The 24,955-nt window shown below is 67.7% G+C and carries 18 protein-coding genes, 1 tRNA gene and 2 pseudogenes; 14 read left to right on the top strand and 7 right to left on the bottom strand.

Annotation, left to right across the window (positions count from 1 at the left end):
• Positions 1-32 precede the first annotated feature (32 nt).
• Positions 33-1,793 (top strand): bifunctional 3'-5' exonuclease/DNA polymerase, encoded by a 1,761-nt coding sequence (locus RF637_RS00855; RefSeq protein WP_085106209.1) that lies wholly within the window; start codon positions 33-35, stop codon positions 1,791-1,793.
• A 126-nt stretch (positions 1,794-1,919) separates the two neighbouring features.
• Here the strand turns inward: RF637_RS00855 and RF637_RS00850 are convergent, their stop codons facing one another.
• Both RF637_RS00850 and nth read right to left on the bottom strand, forming a co-directional pair.
• Complete coding sequence (locus RF637_RS00850) at positions 1,920-2,702, bottom strand: CoA pyrophosphatase (protein WP_206069181.1); 783 nt, start codon at positions 2,700-2,702, stop codon at positions 1,920-1,922.
• An 11-nt stretch (positions 2,703-2,713) separates the two neighbouring features.
• The gene (gene nth / locus RF637_RS00845; protein WP_064846708.1) at positions 2,714-3,577 is read right to left on the bottom strand and encodes an endonuclease III; all 864 of its coding nucleotides are present in this window, start codon (positions 3,575-3,577) and stop codon (positions 2,714-2,716) included.
• Between the two features lie 180 nt (positions 3,578-3,757).
• On the opposite strand from nth, the gene acs reads away from it, so the two are divergent.
• The 3 genes and pseudogenes from acs to RF637_RS00830 form a co-directional block, all read left to right on the top strand.
• The gene (gene acs, locus RF637_RS00840; RefSeq protein ID WP_368843905.1) at positions 3,758-5,710 is read left to right on the top strand and encodes an acetate--CoA ligase; all 1,953 of its coding nucleotides are present in this window, start codon (positions 3,758-3,760) and stop codon (positions 5,708-5,710) included.
• 184 nt (positions 5,711-5,894) lie between these two features.
• The gene (gene aroQ / locus RF637_RS00835) at positions 5,895-6,350 is read left to right on the top strand and encodes a type II 3-dehydroquinate dehydratase (protein WP_368844085.1); all 456 of its coding nucleotides are present in this window, start codon (positions 5,895-5,897) and stop codon (positions 6,348-6,350) included.
• Positions 6,351-6,492: 142 nt separating this feature from the next.
• Positions 6,493-6,675, top strand: a pseudogene (locus tag RF637_RS00830) (glycine betaine ABC transporter substrate-binding protein); the annotation flags it as partial.
• Between the two features lie 105 nt (positions 6,676-6,780).
• Here the strand turns inward: RF637_RS00830 and RF637_RS00825 are convergent.
• Positions 6,781-7,965, bottom strand: coding sequence for a MarP family serine protease (locus RF637_RS00825; RefSeq protein WP_085106206.1), 1,185 nt, complete (start codon positions 7,963-7,965; stop codon positions 6,781-6,783).
• A 251-nt stretch (positions 7,966-8,216) separates the two neighbouring features.
• On the opposite strand from RF637_RS00825, the gene RF637_RS00820 reads away from it, so the two are divergent.
• A complete protein-coding gene (locus RF637_RS00820; RefSeq protein ID WP_085106205.1) occupies positions 8,217-8,894 on the top strand; it encodes a Crp/Fnr family transcriptional regulator in 678 nt (225 codons plus the stop codon).
• A gap of 113 nt (positions 8,895-9,007) precedes the next feature.
• On the opposite strand, the gene RF637_RS00815 is transcribed toward RF637_RS00820, so the two are convergent.
• The 3 genes from RF637_RS00815 to RF637_RS00805 are packed head-to-tail and all read right to left on the bottom strand — an operon-like array spanning position 9,008 to position 10,619.
• Positions 9,008-9,922, bottom strand: coding sequence for a hypothetical protein (locus RF637_RS00815; RefSeq protein WP_368843904.1), 915 nt, complete (start codon positions 9,920-9,922; stop codon positions 9,008-9,010).
• A gap of 2 nt (positions 9,923-9,924) precedes the next feature.
• On the bottom strand, positions 9,925-10,404 hold the full coding sequence (locus RF637_RS00810) for a RidA family protein (RefSeq protein WP_368843903.1): 480 nt from the start codon (positions 10,402-10,404) through the stop codon (positions 9,925-9,927).
• A 20-nt stretch (positions 10,405-10,424) separates the two neighbouring features.
• Positions 10,425-10,619 (bottom strand): DUF4177 domain-containing protein, encoded by a 195-nt coding sequence (locus RF637_RS00805; protein ID WP_035965209.1) that lies wholly within the window; start codon positions 10,617-10,619, stop codon positions 10,425-10,427.
• Positions 10,620-10,745: 126 nt separating this feature from the next.
• Here RF637_RS00805 and RF637_RS00800 point away from each other — a divergent pair, with 126 nt between their 5' ends.
• The 6 genes and pseudogenes from RF637_RS00800 (at position 10,746) to RF637_RS00775 (ending at position 19,697) form a co-directional block, all read left to right on the top strand.
• Positions 10,746-12,887: a transglycosylase domain-containing protein gene (locus RF637_RS00800; protein WP_368843902.1), complete on the top strand. Its 2,142-nt coding sequence runs from the start codon at positions 10,746-10,748 to the stop codon at positions 12,885-12,887.
• Positions 12,887-13,804 (top strand): metallophosphoesterase, encoded by a 918-nt coding sequence (locus RF637_RS00795; protein ID WP_144932590.1) that lies wholly within the window; start codon positions 12,887-12,889, stop codon positions 13,802-13,804. Before RF637_RS00800 ends, RF637_RS00795 begins: the two co-directional genes overlap by 1 nt.
• 10 nt (positions 13,805-13,814) lie before the next feature.
• Positions 13,815-16,712 (top strand): FAD-binding and (Fe-S)-binding domain-containing protein, encoded by a 2,898-nt coding sequence (locus RF637_RS00790; protein ID WP_368843901.1) that lies wholly within the window; start codon positions 13,815-13,817, stop codon positions 16,710-16,712.
• 97 nt (positions 16,713-16,809) lie between these two features.
• Positions 16,810-16,886 (top strand) — tRNA-Pro (locus tag RF637_RS00785).
• A gap of 561 nt (positions 16,887-17,447) precedes the next feature.
• Positions 17,448-18,641: pseudogene (locus RF637_RS00780) on the top strand (IS3 family transposase).
• Between the two features lie 75 nt (positions 18,642-18,716).
• Positions 18,717-19,697 carry a hypothetical protein gene (locus tag RF637_RS00775; protein WP_368843900.1) on the top strand — a complete coding sequence of 327 codons (981 nt, stop codon included), beginning with the start codon at positions 18,717-18,719 and terminating at the stop codon, positions 19,695-19,697.
• A gap of 24 nt (positions 19,698-19,721) precedes the next feature.
• Here the strand turns inward: RF637_RS00775 and RF637_RS00770 are convergent, their stop codons facing one another.
• Positions 19,722-20,102 carry a helix-turn-helix domain-containing protein gene (locus RF637_RS00770; RefSeq protein ID WP_368844084.1) on the bottom strand — a complete coding sequence of 127 codons (381 nt, stop codon included), beginning with the start codon at positions 20,100-20,102 and terminating at the stop codon, positions 19,722-19,724.
• A gap of 504 nt (positions 20,103-20,606) precedes the next feature.
• Between RF637_RS00770 and RF637_RS00765 the strand changes: the two genes are divergently transcribed.
• The 3 genes from RF637_RS00765 to RF637_RS00755 all read left to right on the top strand — a co-directional run bounded on the left by RF637_RS00765 (position 20,607) and on the right by RF637_RS00755 (position 24,952).
• Entirely contained in the window at positions 20,607-22,025 is a 1,419-nt protein-coding gene (locus RF637_RS00765; RefSeq protein WP_368843899.1) for a hypothetical protein, read from the top strand.
• Positions 22,026-22,166: 141 nt separating this feature from the next.
• Positions 22,167-23,891: a GT4 family glycosyltransferase PelF gene (gene pelF, locus RF637_RS00760; RefSeq protein WP_368843898.1), complete on the top strand. Its 1,725-nt coding sequence runs from the start codon at positions 22,167-22,169 to the stop codon at positions 23,889-23,891.
• Positions 23,888-24,952 (top strand): putative glycoside hydrolase, encoded by a 1,065-nt coding sequence (locus RF637_RS00755; RefSeq protein ID WP_368843897.1) that lies wholly within the window; start codon positions 23,888-23,890, stop codon positions 24,950-24,952. The genes pelF and RF637_RS00755 overlap by 4 nt, the downstream gene beginning before the upstream one ends.
• The last annotated feature ends 3 nt before the right edge of the window (positions 24,953-24,955 follow it).

Genomic DNA, 24,955 nt, shown 5'->3' with positions numbered 1-24,955 from the left:
TGCGTACCCGATCCACGCCCCATACTGGGAGCATGCACATCGTGGTGGCCGCCGCAGAGCCCGGGTCCTGGGTGTTGCGGCTGGTCTCCGCGAACGGCAAGCCCGCCGGGGAGCCGCACACCGTCACGGACGAGGGCCTCGCCTTCGAGGTCGCCCGGCGCGAGAACGCGGCACGTGCCGCGGGCGTGGTGCCTCCCGTGTGGACGTGGCTCGAGACCTCCGTCCCCGCCGCACTGCTGCTCGCCGCGGGCGTGTGGGTGACCCGCTGCCGGGACCTGGGACTGTGCGCCACGATCCTTGCCACGGCTGCGACCGCCCCCGGATCCGGCGCGCCCGATCCGACCTCGGACGAACCCCGCCCACTCGACTACCGTCCCGTGATCGAACCCGCGGACCCGCGCCGCGTGCCCGGTCCGCGCGCCCCGGCCGAACCGAGCAGCCAGGGGTCGCTGTTCGCCGTCGTCGAGCAGCGCGGGCCCGGAACGGACGAGTTGATCGCGGAGCTTGCCGCGCAGAACCGGGCGTGCGAGACCGCGCGCTATCCCCGGCGGATCGAACGCCTGCTGGCCCTCGAGTCCCAGGGCGCGTTGGTGGCCGCGGACATGCGCCACCACGGCGTCCCCTGGAGCCCCCGGGCCCACGAGGAGATCCTCGAGGAGCTGCTCGGCCCCCGTCCGGTCGGTGAGGAGCGGCCCGCGCGCATGCAAGAACTCGCCCGGCGGGTACGTGACGTGCTCGACGCCCCCACCCTCAACCCGGACTCCCCCGTGGAGCTGCTCAAGGCCCTGCGCAACGCCGGGGTGGACGTGGACACCACGCGCGCGTGGAGACTGCAGGACTGGGCCCTCGTCAACGGCCGGCCGCAGGAGCAGCGCGTGGCCATCGTGGAACCGGTGCTCGAGTACAAGAAACTCTCCCGGATCTTCTCCGCGACCGGGTGGCACTGGTTGGACACATGGGTGCGGGAGGAGCGCTTCCACCCCGAGTACGTCGTGGGCGGCGTCGTGACCGGACGATGGGCCGCGCGCGGCGGCGGTGCGCTGCAGATCCCCAAGTACATCCGCGGCGCCGTGCGCGCGGATCCCGGCCGCGCGCTCGTCGTGGCCGACGCCGCCCAGCTCGAGCCGCGCGTGCTGGCCATCCTCGCGCGCGACGACGCTCTGGCCGAGGCGTCCCGCGACCGTGACCTCTACGAGTCCATCGCACTGCAGGGCGAGGCACGCGGTTCGGAACTAAAGGAGCGGGCGCACGCGAAGCTCGCGCTGCTGGGCGCGATGTACGGTGCGACGTCCGGGGCCGGCGGGCGGTTCATGCCTCACCTGGCCCGGATGTTCCCGCGCGCCGTGGGTTACGTGGAACACGCCGCGCGCGTGGGCGAGCTGGGGCACCAGGTCTGCACCTACCTGGGCCGCTGGTCACCCGTTCCCGGGGCGGAATGGTTTGAGGTGCAGCGCGCCACGGCCACCCAGGCCGGCGAGCGCCGGGCCACCCAGGCTGCGCGCGGTCACGGCCGGTTCTCCCGGAACTTCGTGGTCCAGGGCTCGGCCGCCGAGTGGGCGCTCGCGTGGTTGGGACACATCCGACAGGGTCTGCACGACGCCGGCCTGGACGCACAGCTCGTGTTCTTTCTGCACGACGAGGTCATGGTCCACTGTGCCGAGCAGCATGCGCCCCGGGTGCGGGACCTCGTGACGCAGGCGGCCGAACAAGCGGTGATCACGGTGTTCGGCAGGGTACCCGTGGCGGTCCCGGTGGCCACGACGGTAGTGACGTCGTACGCGGATGCGAAGTGACCGCGGCTGCGCGCACCGGCATTACGCTGAGACGTCCCGCTCCTGAATAGCGTCCTGCTGGTGACCTCGCGGACCGTCCGCACCATGCGCCTCGACGGGGACCGAGGGTGAACGGCGCTGAAAGGGTTACGCCTTCGGCCCGAACCTCGGCGCGGGGCGCTTGATCGAGCGGTCCCACTCCACGGACCAGCCGAGCCAGTCGAGCACGCGGTCGATGATGACGCCGGTGAACCCCCACACGGTGATGGGCTCGGCCACGCCCGCCACGCGCACGTCGAACGCCGGGGACTCGTAGGTGTGCTGCCCGCGGGTCACGGTCGCGTAGTACCGGTGGGCGGGGTTGATCAGGTCCAGCACCGGCACCCGGAACACCAGGGAGGACTCGGCGTGGTCCACCACGTCCACGGGGGACGGGCTGCGCCACCAGCCGATCACGGGCGTAACCAGGTGGTTGCTCACGGGCAGCGGCACGGGGTGCAGTGCACCGAGGACCTCCACGCCGTCCGGGTCCACCCCGGTCTCCTCGTGGGCCTCCCGCAGTGCCGCCCGGATATGGGGTGCGCTCACGCGCCCGCCGGGCACGTCCAGGAAGGTGCCGGGTTCGCCGTCGGGCGGATCGAGGCGCCCGCCCGGGAAGGCGACCTGGCCGGGGTGGGCACGCAGGGTCGCGGCGCGCTGGACGAGCAGCACGTCCAGGTCACGTCCCGGCCCGTCCGTGTGCTCGGCGTAGTGCGAGGGCACGGCGTCCAGCGCGCCGAAGAGGATGAGCACCGCGGAGTGCCGGTGGTTCTCGTCCAGCTCGCCGATCCGCCACGGTTCGCGGTCGTGCATGATCACGGAATCACCGTGCCGGGCGAGCTCCACGAGCTGATCACGGGGGTCGGCACCGTGAGGGTCGGAGGGGGTCATGCGAAGTCCTTTCACGCGCCGAGGGTGTGTCCGTCGGCGCGCAGTTCGCGGCGCGTGCGCCCGGCCAGGAAGCCCGCGAGCAGCTCCTCGCGGCCCGGGGCGAGTTCGTAGGCCAACAGTTTCCGGGCGGCCAGTGGATCGGTGGGGCCCGTGCCGTAGGAGGGGCACAGATCCGCGACCGGACACACTCCACACGCCGGTTTGCGCGCGTGGCACATCCGCCGCCCGTGGTAGATCAGTTCGTGGGACAGCTCGGTCCACACCGCGGGCGGGAACAGGGCGGCCACGTCCGTCTCGACCTTGACGGGGTCCTCCTGGTCGGTCCAGCCGAAGCGGCGCGCGAGCCTGCCGAAATGCGTGTCCACCGTGATCCCGGGGACCCCGAACGCATTGCCGAGCACCACGTTCGCGGTCTTGCGCCCCACGCCGGGCAGGGTCACGAGCTCGGCGAGCGTACCCGGGACACGGCCGTCGTACTCGTCCACGATCCGCGTGGCCAGCCCCTGGATGGAACGCGCCTTGGACCGGTAGAACCCGAGCGAGCGCACCCGTTCCTCGACGTCCTCGGCCGGCGCCTCGGCCAGCTCCCAAGGCCCGGGATATGCGGCGAACAGCCCCGGCGTTACCGAGTTGACGCGCACGTCGGTGGTCTGTGCGGAGAGCACCGTGGCCACGAGCAGCTGCCACGCGTCGTCGAAATCCAATTCCGCCACGGCGTACGGATAGCTGCGCGCGAGCTCGCGCTGGATCCGCCGCGCGCGCCGCGTCGTCGCCAACCGCGTTTCGCCCCCGGTACGACGACGCCGCGCGGCCGCCTGCTCGGCCTGGCGCGGGGGCACGAAGCGCACGTGGGCAGCGGCGGCCGGGGAGTCCATGTCCTCGATCATGGTGGCCGCCGTGGCGGGGGTCAAACCGCGCGGCCGCCGTGACGGTGCGCGCGACACCGGCCGCCATGGATCGAGCACGGGCGGGAACCTCGACTAGGCTGGAGAACAAGAATGTGAACTGCACCACGTGCCCGCGAGCGGCACGACACGGCCCAAGTAAGGAGCACCATGTCCCCGGAATCCGCAGCATCCCAGTCGAAGACCTACGCACCCAGCGAGGAGTTCACCGCCCAGGCCAACGCCACCGCGGAGCTGTACACGCGGGCCGAGGAGCAGGGTGAGGAGTTCTGGGCGGACCAGGCCCGCGAGCTGCTGACGTGGTCCACCCCGTTCACCGAGGTATTGGACTGGTCCAACCCGCCGTTCGCCAAGTGGTTCCAGGACGGCACCCTGAACGCCGCGTACAACGCCGTGGACCGCCACGTGGAGGCCGGCAACGGGGACCGCGTGGCCCTGTACTTCGAGGGCGAGCCCGGGGACAGTGCGTCCTACACGTACGCGCAGCTCAAGGACGAGGTCTCCAAGGCCGCGAACGCGTTCGAGGCGCTCGGCGTGGGCAAGGGCGACCGCGTGGCCGTGTACCTGCCCATGATCGCGGAGGCCGTGGTCACCATGCTCGCGTGCGCGCGCATCGGAGCGATCCACTCGGTGGTCTTCGGCGGCTTCTCCGCGGACGCCCTGCGCTCGCGCATCGAGGACGGCGAGGCCAAGCTCGTGGTCACCGCGGACGGCTCCTACCGCCGCGGCAAGCCCACGACGCTCAAGCCCGCCGTGGACGCCGCCCTGGAGAAGGGCGGGAGCTCCGTCCAACACGTGGTGGTGGTCAAGCGCAACGGCGAGGACGTCGCGTTCCAGGACGGCCGTGACGTGTGGTGGCACGAGGTCACCGAGAACGCCTCCACCGAGCACACGCCCTCGGAGCAGAACGCCGAGGATCCGCTGTTCATCCTCTACACCTCCGGCACCACCGGCAAGCCCAAGGGCATCCTGCACACCACCGGCGGCTACCTCACCCAGGCGGCGTTCACCCACAAGAACGTGTTCGACCTCAAGCCGGAGACGGACGTCTACTGGTGCACCGCGGACGTCGGGTGGGTCACGGGCCACACCTACATCACTTACGGGCCGCTCGTGAACGGCGCCACCCAGGTGATCTACGAGGGCACCCCGGACTCCCCGCACCGCGGCCGGTTCTGGGAGATCGTGCAGAAGTACGGCGTGAGCATCCTCTACACGTCCCCCACCGCCATCCGCACCATGATGAAGTGGGGCGAGGAGATCCCCGGCGAGTGGGACCTCAGCTCGCTGCGCTTGCTGGGCACCGTGGGCGAGGCCATCAATCCCGAGGCCTGGACCTGGTTCCACCGTGTGATCGGCGGCGAGCGTTGCCCCATCGTGGACACGTGGTGGCAGACCGAGACCGGCGCGATCATGATCTCCCCGCTGCCCGGGGTCACCCACGCCAAGCCCGGTTCCGCGCAGGTCCCGCTGCCGGGGATCGCGGTGGACGTCGTGGACGACGCCGGCAACTCCCTGCCCAACGAGACCGACGGTTTCCTGGTGGTCCGCAAGCCGTGGCCGTCCATGCTGCGCACCATCTGGGGGGACGACGACCGTTTCGTCAACACCTACTGGGGCCAGTTCGGTGACAAGTACTTCGCCGGCGACGGTGCCAAGCGGGACGCGGACGCGGACGTCTGGATCCTGGGTCGCGTGGACGACGTCATGAACGTCTCCGGCCACCGCCTGTCCACCCCCGAGATCGAGTCCGCGCTGGTCTCCCACCCGTCCGTGGCCGAGGCCGCCGTGGTGGGCGCCCAGGACGAGACCACGGGCCAGGCGGTTTTCGCCTTCGTGATCCTCTCGGACCAGGCCACCGCCGAGAACCGGGACGCCGCCGAGCTCGCCGAGGAGATCCGCGCGCACGTGGGCCGGGAGATCTCCCCGATCGCCAAGCCCAAGAAGGTCTTGATCGTCCCCGAGCTGCCCAAGACCCGCTCGGGCAAGATCATGCGCCGTCTGCTCAAGGACGTCGCCGAGGACCGCCCCGTGGGTGACGTCTCCACGCTCGCGGACCAGACGGTCATGCAGCAGATCGTGGACTCGCTCGGCCAAAAGTAACCCCGGCCCCGGCGCACGACGCCGCTGCGGTGCCTCGCGTGAAGAGGTCATCGTGGCGGCGTCGTCCGGTGTTGTCAGGGTGTTCGACGACGCCGCACTGTTCGTCGGTGCCGCACTGTTGGTCGGCGCCGCCTTGTTCGGAGGTGCCGTGTCGCTCCACGTGACCGTGTTGTTGAATGGAGCCATGATTGAGCTGCCGATCCACGTCCTGAATGGGCCCAATCTCAACACCCTGGGCACCCGCAAGCCCGAGATCTACGGGCACACGACCCTTGCGGACGTCGAACGCAATGTGCGCGTCCGCGCGCAGTCGTACGGGCTGGACGTGGTGTTCGAGCAGTCCAACTATGAGGGGCAGCTCGTGGACTGGATCCAGCGGGCGCGCACCGAGGCGTGCGGGATCGTGATCAATCCCGCGGCGCTGACCCACTACTCCGTGGCCCTGCACGACGCCCTGGAGATGTGCGAGATGCCGATCGTGGAGGTGCACATCTCCAACGTGCACCGCCGGGAGGCCTTCCGGCACACGTCCTTCGTGTCACCGCAGGCCACGGCCGTGATCGCCGGTGCCGGTGTCCTGGGGTACGAACTGGGCGTGCAGGTGATCGCCAACGAACTGGGTAAGAACATCGAGAGTTAGGACGCACCCTGACCGCAGCAGATCCACGGTCCGGTGTGCCCCTGGTGTACAGGCACATCGACGAGTCCTTCCACCAGGTGGCCGCCGCCGAGGACGTGGAGCTGTTCGCCGATGCGTGGTTGCCCGGCGGCCATGAGGTGTACTGAGGTGGCGCCAGGAGATCGGTGACCCGCGGGCCATCATCGGCACGGTCGACCGGCGCATGGCGGACGAGGACTGGTTCGTCACTGCCCTGTGGCAACCGCAGTACCTCAACGACGTGTACGACCTGCGCCCGCTGCGTGATCCCCTGAATGCGTCCTTGGCCCCGGACCGCGCCTCCCTGCTGGCGCACTCGGCACCCGGCCACCGCTCGTCCGTGCTCGACCGCCGGTCATCGGTGCTCAGCCGCTGCTTGTCGGTGTTCAGCTGCTACCGACAGGATGTCCGCTCAGGACACCACGCACTGACCCGTGGGGACGGACTCCGTGGAGTCCCCCGCCGCGGCGAGGATCTCGGTGACACGAGCCACGGGGATCGCATACCCCACCTGGTCCGTGACGGCCTTGGCGAAGACCACGCCCACGACCTCACCGTCCGCGTTGAGCAGCGGACCGCCCGAGTTGCCCTGCTCCACGTTGCCCGCGATCTGGATAATGCTGCGGGTCTGGGTCTGCCCCGTGGTCACGTTCTGCACGGGGGCCACCGCCTGACCCTGGATCGTGGCCGGGCGCAGCGTATAGGGACCGCCCAGCGGGTAGCCCGCGAAGGACACGGTCTGTCCGCTCGTCACCGAACTCTGCAGGGCCAGGGGTGCCTCGGGCAGATCGGGGACGCGCAGCACCGCGAGGTCGGACGCGGCGTCGTACTGCACGGCCTGCGCACGGTAGACGCGACCGTCGCGCGTCTGGACCACGGGCTGGTCCACGCCCGCGACCACGTGGGCGTTGGTCACCACCGTGCCGGGCTGCGCCACGAATCCCGAACCCGTCTGGTTCTGGGCGCACTGGGCCGCCGTACCGTAGACCTGGACCACGGACTGGCCCGCGTCCGCGACGCTCTGGGTGTCCGGGGTGTCCGTGGGGTCCGGGGCGGCCTGGGACGGGAAGAGTAGTTCGTCCAGCTGCCGGATGCCCTGGGCGCCGCTGATCGCGTTGCGGGTCTGTGTCATGGCCTGGCGCACGGGCTCCGGGGTGACCCGCTCGATACCGCGCAACACCTGCGAGGACGCGACCTGTTGGGACAGCGCGGGAAGGCCCAGCTGACCCACGAGCGAACCCACGAGCCCCATGACCAGGGCGGCCACGACCACGTTGAGCACCCCGCCGCCCACGCGGTCCAGGATCCCCAGTCCCGTCCTCTCGGTGATCCGCGCGAGGGCGTTACCCGCGATCGACCCCAGCCACTGACCCAGGGCCAGGGCCACGAGGACGGTGAGCAGCACGGCCGGGATCCGCCATTCGTCCGAGACGTACGCGGACACCACGGGGCCGGCCCAGAACGCCACCACGGCGCCGAGCACTAGCCCCACGAGGGACGCGAACGAGCGGAAGAACCCTCGGCTCAGCCCTGCGACGAGATACGCCACCAGCGCCACGATCAGCAGCACGTCCAGGATGTTCAGGGACAGGGTCATCGAAGTCCTCACGGAGGGGGAACACGCGGGGATCGGGTGCGTGCTCAGCCGAGCATACGGTGGGGGGCTGGGTAAATCGTGGATCGTGAACAATGGATGAACACGAGCGGGAACACCCGGAATTCGCGGCGCGTTCACACCGGGCATAACCACCGGGGTGGACCCGGGCGGTGTGAAATTCGTTACGATGGAACGTACTCAGATCATGTGCCCCTGTCCGGGCTCATCCGCAATCCGTGAGGAGTTTTACCTTGGATACAGACGTCCTACGCCGCGCTCCGCTGTTCGCTTCCTTGGACGATGAGGCGTTCGCCGCTCTGACCGAGGAGATCACCGAGGTGAACCTCTCCCGCGGTGCCACCCTGTTCTACGAGGGTGATCCGGGGGACCAGCTCTACTTCATCGTCTCCGGCAAGATGAAGCTTGGGCGCACTGCGAGCGACGGTCGCGAGAACCTCGTGGCCGTCATGGGTCCCGGTGAGATCTTCGGCGAGATGGCCCTGTTCGACCCCAGCCCCCGCTCGACCTCCGCGACCGCCGTGTCCGAGACCCGCCTGGACGGGCTCAAGCACGAGAACCTGCGCAAGGTCATCCAGCGCTCCCCCGAGGTCTCCGCGCAGCTGCTGCAGGCGCTCGCCCGGCGCCTGCGCCGCACCAACGAGAACCTCGCGGACCTCGTGTTCTCGGACGTCCCCGGCCGCGTGGCCAAGGCCCTGCTGGACCTCGCGGACCGGTTCGGCCGCCCCGCCACGGACGGCATCCTGGTGGCGCACGAGCTCACCCAGGAGGAACTCGCCCAGCTCGTGGGTGCCTCCCGCGAGACCGTGAACAAGGCCCTGGCCGAGTTCGTCCAGCGCGGTTGGATCCGCCTCGAGGCGCGCGCCGTGGTCATCCTGGACCTGCAGCGCCTCAAGCAGCGCTCCCGCTGACGCCGGTTCTTCCGCCGACGGCGCTCGTGGCACCCGCCACGGGCGCCGTCGCCTTTCACACGGGATGCGTACGGGGTGCGTGAGGGCGCGCGGGATGCGACCCACCCGGGAGGTCACTCGTCCAGGACGAGGACAGGTTCGCCGTCGCGCAGATCCAGTCGGGGACTCTTCACCCGCAGGTCCCGCCGGGCCGCGAGGAACGCCACCGCCGAGCTGGCGTGCGCAACCGCCTCGAGGGCGCACTGCACCCCGGGGGTCGTGAGCTCGTTGAGGTCGAAGTGCCAGGGGTCGTCGGTGAGGCTGGCTTCCTCCGACTGGCGCCGGAACAGCTCCGGCACCGGTGTGGACCACGGGTCCTCGAACAGGGCGCGCGCGTCCACCCAATCGAGCCACGCCACACCGCGCTGCGTGGCCAGCGGCACGGGGCGCTGGCCCACGGGAACGGCCGCCGAATAAAACTGCAGGTCCACGCGCTGGTGGATGAAGTCCGAGGTGATCCAGTGGGACAGCGGCCGGAGGCATTCGCTGTGGAACGTGAGACTGCGCTTGGCCAGCAGGTCCGCGAAGGAGAACTCCTCTGCAGCCAACCGTTCCCGCGAGGTCATCCAGTCCGCGCCGTCCACGCTCTCGGCGACACCGTGACCCGGGGTTCCCGCGAGCAGGATCCCGGTCTCCACGAACACCTTGCGCGCGGCGGCCACCACGCTGCGGCGCGTGCGGCCGATGTCCTCCGAGAGCACCTTGTCGGCCCACTGCGCGGGGGTGGGGCCGTGCCAGTCCAGGGGTTCGTCGTCGCTGGTCTCGCACACCCCGCCGGGGAACGAGAGCGTGCCCATGGACTGGCGGCCCGGGCGGTGGAGCATGAGAGTCTCCACGCCGTGCTCGCCGTCCCGCACGAACACTGTGGCGGCGCCGTGGCGGGGGGCGGAACCGTGCAACCCCAACCCCCGTTCCATCCAGGCCCGGGCGGCTGTGGAATAGGCGCGGGGCACCGCGAAGATGCGTTCGTTCCCGCGGCCCCCGCTCATCGTCAGTGGAACTCGACGACCAGTTCGACCTCCACCGGGGAGTTCAGCGGCAACACGCTGACACCCACGGCGGAGCGGGCATGCACGCCGGCGTCCCCGAACACCCGGCCCAGCAGGGTGGACGCGCCGTCCACCACGGCGGGCTGACCGTAGAAGTCGGTCGCGGAGGCCACGAAACCCGTGACCTTGACGATGCGTTGGATCCGGTCCAGGTCCTCGATCTGGGACTTCACCGCGGCCAGGGCGTTGAGCGCGCAGCGTTCGGCGAGCTCGGCGGCCCGTTCCGGGGACACGGTCCCCTCGGCGCCGGATTCGCTCACCACGCCGGTCTCGAGTAGTGACCCGGACACCAGCGGCAGCTGGCCTGCGGTGTAGACGTGCTTCCCGCTCACCACGGCCGGGGCGTAGGCCGCGAGCGGCCGGGCCACGCCCGGCAGTTCCAGACCCAGCTGCGCGAGCCGGTCTTCGTAGCTCTTGTCCATGATGTCCTCTTCCCCGCGGGTCAGTTCTTGGGCCGCTTGAAGTAGGCGATCGGGTTGGTCTGGACGGGGGCGTTCACGTTGCCCGCGGGGGTGTCCGCGGCCTGCGTGCCGGGCAGGACGGTCACGAGCTCCCAGCCGTCCTCACCCCAGTTGTCCAAGATCTGCTTGGTGGCGTGGATCATCAACGGAACGGTGGCGTATTCCCATGTGGTCATGGCCACCACCCTACTGGTCCCGCCCCCGCAGCGCGCCGGGAGCGCTCCCGCACGAGGTTCGCGGGCCGTGTGCCCCCCCCTCTCCGGTACACGATTCGCACAGGACCCGGCCTATAGACTGGCCCAATGGCATCACGCAACAACTCGGGCTCCGAGCCCACCTCGGTACTGGGCAACATCGTGGCGTTCATCGCCGTGTCGGTGGTTGCCGGGGTGGTGGCAGCCGGACTCCTCGTTCCCCCCGCCGCGGCCGCCGGACTGGCCGCCAACGCGTCCATCGGCTGGTTCAAGTCCCTTCCCGCGGACATGGAAATGGGCCCCCTCTCCCGTTCCTCCACCGTGGTGGCCAAGGACGGTTCCGAGATCGCCACGTTCTTCGCGCAGAACCGGGAACCGGTCTCCCTGAACCAGATCTCCCCCAACATGAAGAAGGCGCTGCTGTCCATCGAGGACCGCGACTTCTACGACCACGGCGGTGTGGACCCCTGGGGCATCGTGCGCGCCATGGGCAATAACGTGTTGCGCCCCAGCAACCGCCAGGGTGCCTCCACCGTCACGCAGCAGTACGTGAACAACCTGATCATCGATCAGCAGGTCCGGGCCGGCGAGCAGGCCAGCACCATCGGCGCGGACAAGGGCATCGTGGATAAGATCAAGGAAATCAAGCTCGCGCTGTCCATGGAGCAGGAGAAGTCCAAGGACGAGATCCTGGAGGGCTACCTCAACATCGTGCTCTTCGGCGGGCAGAACTACGGTGTGCAGGCGGCCTCCGAGTACTACTGGGGCATCCCGGCCTCCCAGCTGAGCATCGCGCAGGCCGCCACGCTCGCGGGCATGGTGCAGTCCCCCAACTACTACGATCCGCAGGTCAACCCGGAGGCCTCGGTGCAGCGGCGCAACGTGGTGCTGGACACCATGGTGCAGACCGGCGCGATCACGCAGCAGCAAGCGGACCAGGCGGCCCGCGAGCCCCTGAACCTGGACATCCACCCCACGAGTTCCGGGTGCTCGGCCGCGCGGACCGCTCCCTACTTCTGTGACTACGTGGAGAACCAGGTCATGCAGTCCAACTCGTTCGGTGCCACGCCGGAGGAGCGCCTGGCCACGCTGCAGCGCGGTGGTCTGACGATCACCACCACCCTGGACCCCAAGGCCCAGCGGGCCGCGGACACCCAGGTGAACGCGACCCAGCCCAAGGACGACAACCCGGACAACGTCTCCACGGCGTTGGTCTCCCTGGAGCCCCGCAACGGTCACATCGTGTCCATGGCGCAGAACACCAACTACTCCGCCGCGGAGGGCACCTCCAACACCACGTACAACTTCAACGTGGACAGCTCCATGGGCGGTGCCGGTGGGTTCCAGGTGGGCTCCACGTTCAAGCCGTTCACCCTGGCCCAGTGGATCAACGCGGGCAAGGGCATCAAGGCGAGCGTGGACGCGCGTCGTCTGCACTACCCCGCGGACTTCCGCTGGAAGGCCTCGTGCCTGCCCAACGGGTACAAGATCGAACCGGGTGATGACGGCAACGGGTTCAGCTTCCAGAACGCGACCGAGGGATACGCCCGGGTCATGGACGTGGACTACGGCATCTACAACTCCATCAACTCGGCGCTGTACGCCATGGCCGCGGACCTGGACCTGTGCGAGATCGGTGAGTTAACCAAGGCCATGGGCATCCACGACGGTAAGACCGGTGATCCCGTGGACACCACCGTCCTGTCCTCCCTGTTGGGTGGTTCGGTGGACATCTCCCCCATGACAATGGCGCGTGCCTTCTCCGGCTTTGCGAACGACGGCGTGATGTGCGAGCCCCGCGCTGTCACCAAGGTCGTGGACTACACCGGGAAGAACTACGACGTCCCCGGTGACAGCTGCCAGCAGGTGATCAAGAAGGAGGTGGCCCAGGGCGTGAACGAGGTGCTCAAGCAGGTGCTCGTGCGCGGTTCCGGGTACCAGCGCTCGATCGGGCTGCCGGATGCCTCCGCCGCCAAGACCGGCACCACCGACAACTCGACCCAGACCTGGATGCTCGGCTACACCAAGGGCCTCGCGACCGCCTCGTGGGTGGGTAACTACGAGTTCGGTTCCCGCTCCCTCAACGGCCTGAGCATCGGCGGGCGGACCGGCGGTTCGGGTACCGAGTGGGTGGACGGTGCCACGTACGCGGGTGGCCAGTGGCAGAACTACATGCGCACCGTGGCCCCCGACTACGACACCTCCCGGTTCTCCTCGCCGACGCCCAGCGTGATGTCGGCGCGCAAGTAGTGGCGGACTCCACCGCATCCGCCCCGGTCGCCCGCTCCCTCGCCGCGGCCGGAGCGGGCTTGTTCGCCGCTGGCGCCGGGACGCTCGCGTGGGCCTCACTCGGGGAGCGGCGTCGATTCCAACTGCGCCAGGAGACGGTGCGTGTGCTCCCGGAGGGCTCCCGGCCCGTGCGGATCCTGCACATCTCCGACCTGCACACCGTGCCCGGGCAGGAGGCCAAGAAGCGTTTCGTGCACTCGCTCGCCGCACTGCGCCCGGACCTCGTGATCGACACGGGTGACAACCTCTCGCACCTGCGCGCCCTGCCGTATCTGCTCGAGATCCTGGAGCCGCTGTTCGCGTTCCCCGGTGTGTACGTCCCGGGGTCCAACTGCTACTTCGCGCCGCAGCCCAAGAATCCCGCGCGCTACCTGTGGCGCACCACGAGCGGCGAGAAATCGGACGAGGCCCCGCGGTTGCCCACCGAGGACATGCACCGCGCGTTCGACGAACGCGGCTGGACCGGGCTCATCAACCGCGCCGAGCGGCTCAACATTGCCGACACTGTCATCGACTTCTCCGGCGTGGACGACCCCCACCTGCGCCTCGACCGGCACCCGGGCTTCCCGCGTGAGCAGGACGGGCCGGCCCACGTGCGCATCGGCGTGGCGCATGCGCCGTACGTGCGCACGCTGGACCGTTTCGCCGCCCACGGTGCGGACATCGTCTTCGCGGGTCACACCCACGGCGGTCAGGTCTGCCTCCCCGGGGGCCGCGCGCTGGTGAGCAATTGCGACCTGGATCCCGCGATGTGCAAGGGATTGATCTCCCACAGGGGCGTCCCGGTGAACATCTCCCAGGGCCTGGGCGAGTCCCGCTTCGCCCCGGTGCGGCTTTTCTGCCCACCACAGGCCGTTCTGGTTACGCTCACGGACTAAGGTTCTTCCCATGGCACCGATTCGACTCCCCCTCCCCACGCGCCGACCCGACGACGCCGCCCCGGCTCCCAGCGACTCTCCGCTGGACCGCGCGGTGGCGAGGATCGAACGGGAGTGCGGCAGCGGCGTCGTCGTCACCGGGGAGCTGGAGCGGCGCGCGGTGGCCCACGACGCCTCCCACTACCTGATGCAGCCCCGCGCGGTGCTGCGCCCGCGGGACACGCACGAGGTGGGGCGGATCTTCGCCGCGGCCGCGGACACGGACGCTGGCCTGACCCTGCGCTCGGGCGGCACGTCCCTGTCGGGGCAGTCCGTCACGGACCAGATCCTCGTGGACGTCCGCCGCCACTTCAAGAGCGTGGAGGTCCTGGATCGGGGTGCCCGCGTGCGCGTGCAACCGGGGGTCACCGTGCGCCAGGTCAATGCGCGGCTGGCTCCGCACGGGCGGGCGCTGGGCCCGGATCCGGCCAGCGAGTCCGCGTGCACGCTGGGCGGAGTGGTGGCCGACAACTCCTCCGGGATGGCGTGCGGCACCGAGTTCAACACGTACCGCACCCTGGAGTCCATGGTGCTCGTGTTGCCTTCCGGCACGGTACTGGACACCGCCGCCCCGGATGCTGGTGAGCAGCTGCGGGCCCGAGAGCCCGACCTGTTCGAGGGCCTGCTCCGGCTGCGGGACCGCGTGCGGGGCAATCCGGAGTCCGTGCGGACCATCCAGCGACTGTTCGCCATGAAGAACACCATGGGCTACGGGCTGAACTCGTTCCTGGACCACGAGGACCCCGTGGCCATCCTGGAGCACCTCATGATCGGCTCGGAGGGCACCCTGGGGTTCGTGGCGAGCGCGACCCTGCGCACCGTGCCCGTGCACCCGCACGTGGCCACCGGCCTGCTGGTGTTCCCCACCGTGGTGGCCGCCACGAGTGCCGTTCCGGACCTGGTGGGCTCGCAGTGCGCCACCCTGGAGCTGATGGACGCCACGTCCCTGGCGGTCTCGCAGCGCACCGGACTCGCGCCGCCCACGATCATGGACATCCCGGTGGGCCAGCAGGCCGCACTGCTCGTGGAGTACCAGCACGACACCGCGGCAGGTGTGCGGGAACTGGCGGAGGCGGCGGCGTCCACCTTCGATGCGCTCGAGCTGGCCGGGCCGGTGGCCCTGACCACCAACCCCCGCGAGCGCGCGAGCCTGTGGACCGTGCGCAAGGGGCTCTACACCACCGTGGCGGGCAACCGACCGCAGGGCACCAACGCGCTGCTCGAAGACGTGGTGGTGCCGGTGGACCAGCTGGGCGGCACGTGCGAGGAGCTCACCGGACTCTTCGACGCCCACGGCTACCGGGACTCGGTGATCTTCGGCCACGCCAAGGACGGCAACGTCCACTTCATGCTCAACGAGCAGTTCGATGATCCCGCTTCGCTACGCCGTTACGAGCAGTTCACCGAGGAGATGGTGGAGCTCATCCTGGGCCGCGGGGGCTCGCTCAAGGCCGAGCACGGGACCGGGCGGATCATGGCCCCGTTCGTGCGGCGGCAGTACGGGGACGAGCTGTACTCGGTGATGGTGGAGCTGAAGGCCCTGATCGATCCCGGCAACCGCTTCAACCCCGGGGTGATCCTCACCGAGGACCCGCGCGCGTACCTGCGCGATCTCAAGACCGCGCCGGCCGTGGAGGAGGAGGTGGACCGGTGCGTGGAATGCGGATACTGCGAGCCGGTGTGCCCATCCCGGGATCTCACGCTCACGCCGCGCCAGCGCATCGTGGGGCGCCGCGAGATCGCGGACGCCGAAGCGCGCGGTGAGCACGAACTGGCCGGTCGGATGCGGCGCGAGTTCGATTACGACGGGCTGCAGACGTGCGCGGTGGACGGCATGTGCGTGACCGCGTGCCCCGTGGACATCAACACGGGTGACCTGGTGCGTCGGCTGCGGGCGGAGAACCGTTCCGCCGTGGCGGACCTCGTGTGGGCGGGGCTCGCCCGGGCGTGGCCCGTGACCGTTCCTGGTGCGGCCTTCGCGCTGTCCCTGGCCCGGCGGATGCCCGCCGCACTCCCGGTCAGTGCGACGTCGGTGGCCCGCGCCGCGCTCGGGACGGACACCGTTCCCGGCTATTCCCCTCGTCTGCCCGCGGGCGGTCGCTCCCGTGCCGGATTGACGACGGCGCCCGCGAACGTCCCTGCCGACCGCGCCCGGGCCGTGTTCTTCCCCGCGTGCATCGGGGCCATGTTCGGCACGGTGCACGGGGAGGGACCGTCGGTGTCCGAGGCGTTCCTGATGTTGTGCGAGCGCGCCGGAGTGGACGTACATGTTCCCGAGGGCATCACCTCCACGTGCTGTGGCACACCGTGGAAGTCCAAGGGCCTACCCTCCGGATACGAGACCATGTCCCGGCGGACCCTCGAGACCCTGTGGGAGGCCTCCGAGCACGGCACACTCCCGGTGGTGTGTGATGCCTCCTCGTGCACCGAGGGACTCGTCACCATGCGAGAACTGGCGGCGAACTCGCCCCGGTACGCCGGACTGCGGTTCGTGGACGCGGTGCAGTTCGTGGCCGAGAACGTGCTGGACCGGCTGACCGTGTCCTCGCCCGTGGGCGCGCTCGCGGTGCACCCCACGTGCTCGTCCGTGCAACTGGGGATCAACGATCACCTCCTGCGCGTGGCTGGCGCATGCGCCGAGCACGCCACCGTTCCTTTCGCGTGGGGGTGCTGCGGGTACGCGGGCGACCGCGGCATGCTGCATCCCGAGCTCACGGCGGCCGCCACGGCTCCCGAGGCGGCGGAAGTACAGGCCGGAGACTTTGATGCATATGCATCTTTGAATCGGACGTGTGAGCAAGGCATGACCGAGGCCACGGGCAAACCCTACGAACACGTCCTGCAGGTGCTGGAGCGGGTCAGCCGCTGACACCGCGCTCGGACGTTTTTGGTGACTCGGGGATTTCACATTCCTCCCGTGCTGCCGCTATGCTGGAGCAGTTGTTCGCGGCTCTGCCGTGTGACATCGGGATGTGGCGCAGCTTGGTAGCGCGCGTCGTTCGGGACGACGAGGTCGCAGGTTCAAATCCTGTCATCCCGACCAAGGTCGCTTTACTTGAACCATGGTCCAAGTAGATCGACCCAAATGACAGTGACAGAGGTGCCCCTGAGAAATCAGGGGCATTTCTCATGTCCGCCTCACCCCGGCCAGGACGCGTCAGGACGTCCGAAATCGGCGTCTGGCGGGACGATGGCGTCGACGTGGGCCGTGACGCCGCCTCATTCACAACGGACGACCGGAAGGCCATTTGGGCGGCCATGATGTCCGCGTACGGATCATTGAGGACACCCTGAGCCGGACCATGTTCGTCCACGTGGAAGCGACGGAAGAAGGCTTCGTTCATCAGCCGGCGAACGCGGTCCGTGGTGCGCTCGTAGCTTTGGCGAGGGCTTTCCAGCTGCACCAGCGCCTGAGTAATCACCTTCGTCCCCAGCTCCAGCCGGTCATTGGTCGTTGCAAGCTGCTCCTCGATCCGCGCCCTCTGCACCCGGTACTCGTTCGAGAGCTGGCGCACCTTGTCGATCGGCAGGATCGGGACTGCTGCACGAATAGGTGACATCTGATCTGGCTTGCCTGAGGGGGTGGGCCTGGAAGGATGTTGCTGTGCCCAAGCCCTACCCGTCCGAGTTCCGTGACGACGTCGTGCGCGTCGCCCGAGGCCGCGAGGCCGGCGTGACCATCGAGCAGATCGCGAAAGACTTCGGTGTCCACCCGATGACACTCCGGAAGTGGCCGCGCCGTGCCGACATCGACGAAGGCGCCAAGCCCGGCCAGTCTCGGACCGAGGCTGCCGAGATCCGGGAGCTGAAGAAGCGCAACCGGCTGCTGGAGCAGGAGAACGAGGTGCTCCGCCGCGCGGCGGCGTATCTGTCGCAGGCGAACCTGCCGGGAAAAGGTTCTACCCGCTCGTAACGGAGCTCGCCGCCGCAGGGATCCCTGTGACGGTGACGTGTCGGGTGCTCAAGCTCTCCCGCCAGCCCTACTACCGGTGGCTGGCGACCCCCCATCACGCCGAGTGAGGTGGTGGAGGCGTATCGCGCGAACGCATTGTTCGACGCCCACCGTGACGATCCCGAGTTCGGACACCGGCTCCTCCCCGACGAAGCCCGCGACGCCGGCGAGGCGATGTCGGACCGGACCGCGTGGCGGATCGCCGCGAGCAACGGCTGGTGGAGCGCGTTGGGGAAGAAGCGGGGCCGCAACGGCCGCAAGCCCGGTCCGCCTGTGCACGACGACCTCTGCGCCGTGGTCGACGAGCACGGCAGGACGCGGCACGTGTTCGTGGCCGATGCTCCGAACGAGCTCTGGCTCGTGGACATCACGGAGCACAAGACCGCGGAAGGCAAGCTGTACTGCTGCGCGATCAAGGACGTATTCAGTGGCCGGATCGTCGGGTACTCGATCGACTCCCGGATGAAATCTCGTCTGGCTGTCCAGGCCCTCGAGAACGCCGTGCAGATGCGCGGCGACGTCGCCGGTTGCGTGGTCCATTCGGACCGAGGATCTCAATTTCGAAGCCGGAAGTTCCTGCGCGCACTGACCCGTCACCGCATGGTCGGATCCATGGGCAGAGTCGGCTCGAGCGGCGACAACGCGGCCATGGAATCTTTCTTCGCACTCCTGCAGAAGAACGTCCTCGACCGCCGTTCCTGGAGGACACGGGACCAGCTGCGTATCGCGATCCTGACCTGGATCGAGCGCACCTACCACCGCCGGCGCCGACAGGTCCGACTCGGGCGTTTGACGCCCATCGAGTTCGAGACCACCATGAACACGACCGTCGCACTGGCGGCGTGACTTTACCTGTCACCTAACCGTGCAGCAGTCCCTGCTTACTGGCTAGTTTTTTACCTCCATGAGACAATGAAGGATATGAAAGAATATGATGTACACTCTGAGTCGACTATTGAATGGGCCAGCTTAATCAGATATCAACTGCTTGTAGCTCAGGAACAATCTACACAGCCCGCACCACTCAGCGTATTAGCTATTAATACCATGCAAGATGCTACTGAGTCCGCGCTTAGTCTGGTCGTGCAAGAAAAAGGGGGTGATATGAAGGCTCGTCCTGATTTCATGCAGCTTTTTGATGCAGCTATCACTCACGGGGTAGATGAATCAGGACTAAGGGCTTTCCGTCCAGCTATTCAAGCTATGAATAATGCACGGGTTAGCTTCAAGCATCACGGAAACAGTCCTGCTGAGGGTACTATACGTCGCCACTGGGAACGCACCAATGACTTCGTACGCGAACTGTTTAAGCAAGTACTAGACATAGAACTCAATGAAGTAAGCTTGTTGGTGTTTATCAAAAATGAATACGTGCGATCACACCTTAGAGATGCTCAAGAAGCTTGGGGCGCAGGTAAGCAAGACGCTTCCACGGAGGCTCTCCGCTTAGCATTTGATACCCTTATAAAGGATTATACAAATCGTAAAGTCTGGCATCCAGGTAAGAGCTTGTTTACTACAAAGCCTTCGTTCTATCCATCTCGACGCGACATCAAATATGCGGGGCTCGAAAAAATAGATGAATGGCTCGACAATATAGACAAGTGGGTTCGCCATACAGCGCTAGGCGTAGACATGCGACGCTTCGCTTATTTTGATGCTCACACTCCCTCAATTAGCTATGCGCTTGGAGGTAATCACTTCACGAATCACAGAGAAGCGATTCAAATTGACGAGGAGGTGTTCTCTCGTTGCTTCCGCTTCGTTGTCGATACAGCTCTCGCACTGGGTCGAGACGATTTTGACTTTGACCTATGGACGGCACGGCAAGCAACTTCCAGAACTGATCAGCTAGCGGATGACGCTACATCCACAAATGGTGCGGCACCGGGAGAACAATAGTCTTTTCCCGAATATGGGAAGGAATCACTCAGAACGGCTCGCAAGTATAAATTTTCTCGTAGTATCATAACTGCATCCAACCCGCTTAGCTACGTCTCGGATATTGAGCCCCTGGGCACGCAACCGCAGCACTGCACGCTCCTTTTCTGGCGTGAGGCCACGAGTACGTGTCCGAACGCCCCGCTGACTGAACAGTCGCAGGATTGAGGAGTGCGAGATGGCGTACTCGCGAGCAAGCGCCGTGGTGGTCTCCCCTGCCTCGTATCTGGCCACGATGGCGTCCAGTTGGTCGGGGTCGAGGCGTAGATCCAATGCCCTACGAGAGGCCTTCACAGGGGTACCGGAGGAGTCAAACTCGGGGCGATGAGTAGTGGATGCTTGAGCTCTCCGCAGTGCATCGACCATCGGCAAATAGTGGCGGGCGACCCTTGAGTACTCCGGCAGGATCTCGACCACATGAACACCCGGACCCACGATTCGTGGGTCCGGGTGTTCTGCATTTCCCCATGGACCCGGATCCCGGAAATCCATTCCGAGCCTCTTCCCGGGACATGTTCCGGCCCGGCGATACTCGGCAGCGGCACAGAGAAGCCTATGCATAATCATTCATTGTCTGAACCGATATGCATTCGGCTCACGCTGACGGGGTCGGCCGGCGTTTCGGCACGGATTCCCGTGCATACCGATGAATTGCAAGCTGACAAGCACTGACAGCCAGTGCGTCCCGTTCAGACACAATTCATCTCCGTGTTTGCTAGTGCACACATAAACTGTATATATTCGCTGCGGCGACAGCGGAACTGGCCTCATCGCCTTCACATCATTTGCATGGGGGAATTCTCGTCAGCGGGGGCTGACGGGAAGCGCCAGGATCCCCGGGGGACAGCTGTGACAGCTCTGAGAACTTTGGTGCACGATTCTTTCAGTCGCACTCGTACCGCCACGATCGTCGTGGCCCTATTGCTCACGGGGCTGGTCCCCGTGGTGCTCGAACTCCTGGGCTCACACGCCGAGGTCCTGGTCATCGCTGGCGGACTGCTGGTGTTGCTCACCGCGTTCCTAGTGCTGCGTGGCTCCCGTCCGGCGGACACCGAGCACGCATCGGAAACCGCCGTGAGCTCCCGCGGCGGGGTGGAGCTGTTGCTCTACCTCTCGCCGGTGATCTTCCTGAACATCGTCTTCCCGCTCGTGAGCCCGCGCATGGCGGAGGCGACCGTGGGCGGCGTCCAGCTGACCCACGTGGTCCTGGCCTCTTCCATCACCGTGCCCTGGCTGGCGCAGGCCGCGTGCATGCCCGCGTACCGCGCGATCGGTGAACTCATGGCCGAGCGGGACATGCAGAAGATCACCCGGTGCTTCTGCGAGGTGTGGCCGGCCATGTTTCTGCAGACCCTCCCGCTCGCCGGGCTGTTCGCACTGCCGCTGTGGCTGGCCACCGGCTGGTCCTGGCAGGCCATGGGTGCCTACCTGCTGTTGCTGGGCGCGCACGTGCTGTTCGTACAGTCCCTGGTCCTCGCCAACGTGGGAGAACGCCGCGGCCTGTGGGCCGTGGCATGGGGCGCCTACGCCCTGGCCCTGGCCGTGGTTCCCACCGTATGGATCCTTCCGCCCCTGGTCGCCGCGGCCACCCAGATCGCGGCAATGGGCCGTCAGCTGTCCCACGTGCGGGTCTTCGAACGCCTGGACCACCGCAACTTCGCCGCGGACGCCCTGCGCGGACTGCTGCTCGGATCGGTGTTGTGGGCGGACAAGTTCGTGCTGTCCCTGGCCACGAACGGGACCTTCCAGGTGATCGTGGTGTTCATGGCCATGCTCCCCGCGGTGCTCGCCTACAACTTCTACTTCGTCAACATGGCCCCGCACGTGGACCGCGCCGTCAGCGGACTGCACCGGGCCATCGAGAAGGAAACATTGCCCGTGCTGGCCTCCCGCTCCACGCTGCTCAGCTACGTGGTGGACCGCTCCGTCCTGCGCACCGGCGCGGTGGGCATGGTGCTGACGCTGGCGGCCGCGCTGCTGCTGGGCGGACTGCAGCCCAACCATGTCCTCCTCGCGGTGACCGTGGCCGTGGCGTCCTGGACGTTCATGATGCTCACGCTGTTGAGCTACGAACTGGACTACATCGGGGAGAAGGTCACGGCCCAGGCCCTGGGTGCGGTGCACCTGGTCGTGAGCGTCCTCGCGTTCGCGGTGTTCTCCACCAACGGGGCGTACGCCCTCCTGTTGCTCGCGGACCTGGTGCTGGTCGCCGGTGCCTGGGCACTGTACAAGCGTCACTGGGCCCAGCCCGAGTACACCCTCTTCTGGCGCCACGCCACGTCCTGGTAACGCAGTCCACGTAAGCGCTTCCTATCAAGCGCATCCGCCGCGCCCGGGCGCAGTCCTGCCCGGTCCCGGCCCCCACTGCACGTCCCTGCTGGTCGCCACATTGCGACCCCGGACCCTTTCATCCCGTGAGGAATAGTTGACATGTACCCTTTCACGCGCTCACACGCCAAGCACCGCGCCACCAAGTCCGTGGCCGTCGCGGAACCCACCCGTCTGTCCCCCGCCGCGCAACAGCGCCAGAAGCAGTACGAGGACGTGGACGTCGCCATCGTCGTGGAATCCACCTACCCCTTCCTCAAGGGCGGGGTCTCGGCGGTCGTCCACGACATCGTCACGGGTAACCCCGACCTGAGCTATGGGATCATCCACATCTCCTGGGACTCCGAGGCACCCCAGGAGGACCTCTACTCCATGCCCGAGAACGTGAAATGGGTCCGCGTGGTCTACCTGAGCATGCAGGAGCACCGGGACGACTTCATGTCCGTGCGCCCCAAGGATCTGGGCATGACCGCTGAGCAGCGCACGGTGCTGTCCCACCGGATCTTCGACGCGATCTACGCCCTGGCCGGTGCCCGGGACACCGAGCCACTGTGGGAGCTCATCGACGAGGGGCTCAATGAACGCACCCGGCAGTACCCGCTGTGGGCCGTCCTGGGCTCTCGCGAGTTCCTGCATGCGCTGACGGAGCGGATGCCGCAGCTCGGGCTCTCCCTGTCCGAATCGTTCTGGTTGCTGCGCGGATTCTTCTCCCTGGCCCACGCGATCCTGGGCGAGACCATGCCCCGGGCCCGGGTGTACCACGCGCACACGACCGGCTACGCGTCCCTGCTGGGTGCCGCGGCCGCGCGCGATCACGGCACGTCGTTCCTGCTCACCGAGCACAACCTGTACGTGCGCGACACCGTGAACACCCTGCTCGACCGCAACATGGCGCTGTCGATCACGTCCGAGGACTACCGCACGTTTGACGTCAGTGCCGAGGACCGGGCGTGGATGGCGTGGTGGATCGAGATCGGGCACTTCTGCTACCCGAGCGCCGAGCTCGTGACCTACCTCTACCCCACGGCCATCACGGAGGCCGCGAGCCTGGGCGCGGACGTGGACAAGTCCGTGGTGCTGCCCAACGGCATGATCATCGAGGAGTTCGAGGAGAAGTACCACGCCCGCCAAGCCGCGGTGGAGCGCATTGCGCAGTCCCCGGAGGAGCACACCTGGCGACTCGTGTACATCGCCCGCGTGGTGCCCATCAAGGGACTCATGGATCTGCTCTCCAGCATGGACATCCTGCGGGATCGCGGGTACCCCAACATCCACCTGGACGTCCTGGGCCCCACCGAGCATGTGCCCGAGTACTACGAGGCGTGCCTCGAGAAGATCGAGGCCCTGGGCCTCCACGACCTCGTGACCATCCACGGGACCGTGAACGTGCGGGACATGCTCGACCAGTTCGACCTGCTGGTGCTCCCGAGCTACAACGAGGGCCAGCCGATCGTGGTGCTCGAGGCCATGGCCGCGGGCATCCCCACAGTGGGTTCGGACGTGGGTGGCATGAGCCAGCTCGTGGGCGACGACCTGGTGACCCCCGACGGCCGCACGTGGGGACCGTGCGGTGAACTGCTCGCACCCGGTGACATCGTGGCCATGGCGGACAAGGTCCAGGCCGTGATCGGGAACGTGGATCGTTACCGCTCCTACAGCACCAACGCCCGCGGCCGCGTGGAGGACTTCTTCCAACTCCACGAGGTCATGTCCTCCTACAACAAGATCTACCGGATGCTCGGCAACATGGGTGAGAAGCGCAACTTCGAGTACTCGGACCAGCGTCAACCGGCGCTCGAGGCGCCGTTGGCGGGCGCGGGCGAGTGAGCGGCGTCGGCGCCTGGATCCGGTACGGGGGCCCGATCAGCCCCGAGCAGCTCGACTTCGCCGCGCAGCACTACCGGGCGGCGATCCTGCAGCCGTGGGAGACGGCGGCGGCCGCGGACCTCAAGCGGCGCCGCCCGGACATGACGGTGCTGTGCTACAAGTGCCTGTCCTCGACCCGCAGTTACGAACCGGGCCCGATCCACAGTTCCGGGGTCTCGTACGCCGAGGCCCCGGACCGGTGGTTCGCGCGGCGCCTGGACGGTGAACGCATCGAGTGGGCCCGCTACGGCGGACACTGGCAGATGACCGTGTGGTCGCCCGAGTACCGCGAGCGCTGGGTGCGCAACGTCGTCGCCGAGCTGCGGGATTCGCCGTTCGACGGCGTGATGGCGGACAACGACGTGTTCGACGACTACTACGGCCTGGACCTGCCCATCCGTCATGCCCGGACGATGGCGGATTTCCGCGACGGTGCGGGCGAATTGGTGCATGCCGCGGGCACGGCCCTGAACAAGGTCGGTAAGATCCTGGTCCCGAACATCGCGGAATCGCGGCGCGAGCCCGGCCGCTGGGCGAGCCACGCGGCCTACGGCGGCGGATTCGAGGAGGTATGGCTGGGTTTCAGCCCGGTGGACCTGTTCGACCCGCAGACCACCGAGGCGCAGCTGCCCCAGGCGGACGGGCCGGGCCTCAGCATCCTGCGGGTGCCCACGGACGGCGACGACGACCACCCCAATGTCGAGTACGGTCTGGCCGCGTTCTGGATCTTCGGGGCGGGCCGCGGCGCGTACGCGGCCACGGCGCACGACGACTACAGCCGCACCCAGCACACCGCGCAGCTCGATTGGGATCTCGGCGCGCCGGTGCAGGACCCCGTGCGCCGCGGTCACACGTGGTGGCGCGAGTTCACGCACGGCTGGGCCGCGGTGAACTTCAACGCCGACCGCCGACGACGCCGCCGCGTCCGGGTGCCGCGCGGCATGGTCGACGTCCGGGGTCGGGCGGCGGGGTCCCACCTGGTGCTGCAGCCCCGCCGCGGGGTGGTGCTGCGGCGGGGGTGAGCC

Origin of the sequence: Kocuria sp. CPCC 204721 (assembly GCF_040980945.1) — a bacterium.
Lineage (GTDB): Bacteria > Actinomycetota > Actinomycetes > Actinomycetales > Micrococcaceae > Kocuria > Kocuria marina.
The sequence above is the reverse complement of the archived record's forward strand: the minus strand, read 5'-3'. Positions and strand labels throughout refer to the sequence as shown.

Bases quoted from the DNA above. Each gene is read 5' to 3' on its own strand.
- RF637_RS00855 (WP_085106209.1), top strand. From the start codon at position 33: ATGCACATCGTGGTGGCCGCCGCAGAGCCCGGGTCCTGGGTGTTGCGG.
- RF637_RS00850 (WP_206069181.1), bottom strand. From the start codon at position 2,702: ATGACCCCCTCCGACCCTCACGGTGCCGACCCCCGTGATCAGCTCGTG.
- nth (WP_064846708.1), bottom strand. From the start codon at position 3,577: ATGGACTCCCCGGCCGCCGCTGCCCACGTGCGCTTCGTGCCCCCGCGC.
- acs (WP_368843905.1), top strand. From the start codon at position 3,758: ATGTCCCCGGAATCCGCAGCATCCCAGTCGAAGACCTACGCACCCAGC.
- aroQ (WP_368844085.1), top strand. From the start codon at position 5,895: ATGATTGAGCTGCCGATCCACGTCCTGAATGGGCCCAATCTCAACACC.
- RF637_RS00825 (WP_085106206.1), bottom strand. From the start codon at position 7,965: ATGACCCTGTCCCTGAACATCCTGGACGTGCTGCTGATCGTGGCGCTG.
- RF637_RS00815 (WP_368843904.1), bottom strand. From the start codon at position 9,922: ATGAGCGGGGGCCGCGGGAACGAACGCATCTTCGCGGTGCCCCGCGCC.
- RF637_RS00810 (WP_368843903.1), bottom strand. From the start codon at position 10,404: ATGGACAAGAGCTACGAAGACCGGCTCGCGCAGCTGGGTCTGGAACTG.
- RF637_RS00805 (WP_035965209.1), bottom strand. From the start codon at position 10,619: ATGACCACATGGGAATACGCCACCGTTCCGTTGATGATCCACGCCACC.
- RF637_RS00800 (WP_368843902.1), top strand. From the start codon at position 10,746: ATGGCATCACGCAACAACTCGGGCTCCGAGCCCACCTCGGTACTGGGC.
- RF637_RS00790 (WP_368843901.1), top strand. From the start codon at position 13,815: ATGGCACCGATTCGACTCCCCCTCCCCACGCGCCGACCCGACGACGCC.
- RF637_RS00775 (WP_368843900.1), top strand. From the start codon at position 18,717: ATGAAAGAATATGATGTACACTCTGAGTCGACTATTGAATGGGCCAGC.
- RF637_RS00770 (WP_368844084.1), bottom strand. From the start codon at position 20,102: ATGGTCGATGCACTGCGGAGAGCTCAAGCATCCACTACTCATCGCCCC.
- pelF (WP_368843898.1), top strand. From the start codon at position 22,167: ATGTACCCTTTCACGCGCTCACACGCCAAGCACCGCGCCACCAAGTCC.